Genomic DNA, 2,477 nt, shown 5'->3' on the forward strand with positions numbered 1-2,477 from the left:
GGTTCTCCTATTCTGTTGTTAAAGATTAAAAGCTGAATAAGATATTTCTTATAATAGATAGGCCTGGTGCCCATAGCGGCGGGGAAACACCCGATCCCATTCCGAACTCGGAAGTTAAGCCCGCCAGCGCCGATGATACTGCCCTGGAGACGGGGCGGGAAAGTAGGGCGGTGCCAGGCCTTTTTTATTTTTCTTTGAAATTTCTAATAATGTCTATAACTTCTTCATCGCTGGTTTGGGAAAAATCCTCGTAAAACTCTCCGACTGCACTAAAGTACTCTGGAACGTGTAATACTACTAGATCATTTACAAGTTCTAGAAACTCTTGCACCTTATCTTTGGGTATAACGGGTATAGCTAGAATAATTCTTAAAGGTTTTTTCTTTCTCAATGAAAGGATGGCCGCTTTTACTGTTAATCCTGTTGCTATTCCATCATCAACTAGAATTAAATCTTTTCCTTCTAAATTGATTCCTGCTCTTTCCCCTAGGTAAACTCTTTTTCGTCTTTCTATTTCTTGGAGTTCTTCCATGGCTTTTACTTCCAAGTATTCTCTGGTTATTCCTAGTCTATTTGCACTTCTTCAGTGATTGATGGATTTAAGAGGATATGCCCATCTTCAGTTATTGCAGCTATAGCGAATTCTTCGTTGAAAGGAGCTCCGATTTTTCTAGGAATTATTAGTTCTATTGGGGCATTTAATGCTTTAGCTATTGGTCCTGCAACAACTACTCCTCCCCTTGGAATAGCAACTATTACTGGCCTTTTTAGATTTCCGTTGTACCTTTTTAAGATTTCTTTTGCTAAAAGATTTCCAGCTTCTCTTCTGTCCCTAAATACCATTTTAACTCTCCTTAATAAGTGAATAAAGAAGTTTTATTTCTTCAGCCCAAATTGAAGGGTCAATTGTTTCAAGTATTAAAGGAATGTTGTCAAGACGTTTATCGTTCATTATGAATTTAAATGCATCTAGTCCTATATTTCCCCTGCCTATCGAGTGATGCCTATCAACTCTGCTTCCAAGTTGTGACTTTGCGTCATTTAAGTGCATTCCTTTTAAATACTTGAATCCTACAATTTCATCAAATTCTTTCATTGTTTTTTCGTAAGTTTCTTCTGTTCTTATATCGTATCCTGCGGCAAACATATGACAAGTATCAAGGCAAACTCCAATTCGAGACTTATCCTCTACCATATTAATTATTTCTGCAAGATGTTCAAACCTGTAGCCAACGTTAGACCCTTGGCCAGCAGTGTTTTCAAGGACAAGTATTACTTCTTTCGTCCTTCCTAAAACCTCATTTATTGAATCTGCAATAATTTTCAAACATTCTTTTTCAGAAACTTTTCCAAGATGACTTCCAGGATGGAAGTTGATGTATTTCAGTCCTAGTTGGTAACACCTATTTACTTCATCAATGAAGGCTTCTATTGATTTTCTTCTCTTTTCTTCTTCTGGGTGTCCCAGGTTAATCAGATAGCTGTCATGGGGGAGAACATATTCTGGAGAGATTTCCACTTTCTTTAAATTCTCTCTAAATTTAGTTATTGTTTCTTCAGTAAGAGGTTTTGCTTTCCATTGTCTTTGGTTTTTTGTAAAGAGGGCAAAGGCTTTTGCTCCTATCTCTTTAGCGTTTAACGGTGCATTAAAAACTCCACCTGCAATACTTACGTGAGCTCCTACAAACTTCATTACTTCTCCTTTGCTAATTTAATTTTTATACTTACCTTTATTAGAGAAATTTAATCCTCGAAAGGAGGAAAAATGGAGTTTGAAGCTATTCAAGTTTTTACTACAACTGATAAAAGAGAAGAAGCAGAAAAGATTACAAAAGTTTTAGTTGAAAAACAGCTTGCTGCATGTGTTCAGATTGTAGGACCTATAGAAAGTTCTTATTGTGTGGAACGGAAAGATTGAAACTACAAAAGAGTGGTTAATCCTAATTAAGAGTGAAAAACGATTGTATAAAGAGATTGAAAAAACAATAAAAGAGAACCATTCTTATCAAGTTCCAGAAATATTAGCAGTTTCAGTTGTAGATGGGAATCCGGACTACCTGAAGTGGCTAAAAAGTGAACTTAAGAAATCCTGAAGTCTAAATAGGAGAGTTTTTTGAGTTTTGAATTGCTTTTTCTTTTGTTCTTTTCTGGATTATTTTCAGGTTTTCTTGCAGGATTATTAGGTATTGGTGGTGGAATAATCCTTGTTCCTATGTTTTGGTTTCTTTTTCCTTATTTAGGAGTCCCGGAAGAACTTACATTAAAACTTTCAATTGGTACAAGTCTTGCAGTAATTACGGCTGTGACTTTTTTTACCTCAGGTTTTCACATCTTTAAAGGGAAACTGAAAAAAGAAGAATTATCAAAAGTAATAGTTTGGGTTGTTCCAGGAATAGTTTCAGGAGTATTTTCTTCTCACTTACTTCCAGCACATATTCTAAAAAAGCTATTTGCAATAGTTCTTCTTGCTGTGGGGG

The 2,477-nt window shown here is 35.9% G+C and carries 6 protein-coding genes and 1 rRNA gene; 4 read left to right on the plus strand and 3 right to left on the minus strand.

The window, feature by feature from the left end; genetic code table 11:
• Positions 1 to 62 precede the first annotated feature (62 nt).
• Positions 63 to 179, plus strand: a 5S ribosomal RNA gene (rrf, locus tag ABGX27_01345).
• 5 nt (positions 180 to 184) lie between these two features.
• Here rrf and ABGX27_01350 read toward each other — a convergent pair.
• From ABGX27_01350 to nfo, 3 genes are read right to left on the minus strand one after another with little or no spacing between them, the layout of a single operon-like run.
• Positions 185 to 532 carry a phosphoribosyltransferase family protein gene (locus ABGX27_01350; GenBank protein MEO2068140.1) on the minus strand — a complete coding sequence of 116 codons (348 nt, stop codon included), beginning with the start codon at positions 530 to 532 and terminating at the stop codon, positions 185 to 187.
• 32 nt (positions 533 to 564) lie between these two features.
• Positions 565 to 843: a phosphoribosyltransferase family protein gene (locus ABGX27_01355; protein ID MEO2068141.1), complete on the minus strand. Its 279-nt coding sequence runs from the start codon at positions 841 to 843 to the stop codon at positions 565 to 567.
• A gap of 1 nt (position 844) precedes the next feature.
• Positions 845 to 1,693 (minus strand): deoxyribonuclease IV, encoded by an 849-nt coding sequence (nfo, locus tag ABGX27_01360; GenBank protein MEO2068142.1) that lies wholly within the window; start codon positions 1,691 to 1,693, stop codon positions 845 to 847.
• 72 nt (positions 1,694 to 1,765) lie between these two features.
• Between nfo and cutA (ABGX27_01365) the strand changes: the two genes are divergently transcribed.
• The 3 genes from cutA (ABGX27_01365) to ABGX27_01375 form a co-directional block, all read left to right on the plus strand.
• Positions 1,766 to 1,918 carry a divalent cation tolerance protein CutA gene (gene cutA / locus ABGX27_01365; GenBank protein MEO2068143.1) on the plus strand — a complete coding sequence of 51 codons (153 nt, stop codon included), beginning with the start codon at positions 1,766 to 1,768 and terminating at the stop codon, positions 1,916 to 1,918.
• Entirely contained in the window at positions 1,899 to 2,093 is a 195-nt protein-coding gene (gene cutA / locus ABGX27_01370; protein ID MEO2068144.1) for a divalent-cation tolerance protein CutA, read from the plus strand. The genes cutA (ABGX27_01365) and cutA (ABGX27_01370) overlap by 20 nt, the downstream gene beginning before the upstream one ends.
• A gap of 20 nt (positions 2,094 to 2,113) precedes the next feature.
• Positions 2,114 to 2,477: TSUP family transporter (locus ABGX27_01375; protein ID MEO2068145.1), on the plus strand; the 364-nt coding region annotated here is incomplete at its 3' end.

Source organism: Desulfurobacteriaceae bacterium (assembly GCA_039832905.1).
GTDB lineage: Bacteria > Aquificota > Aquificia > Desulfurobacteriales > Desulfurobacteriaceae > Desulfurobacterium.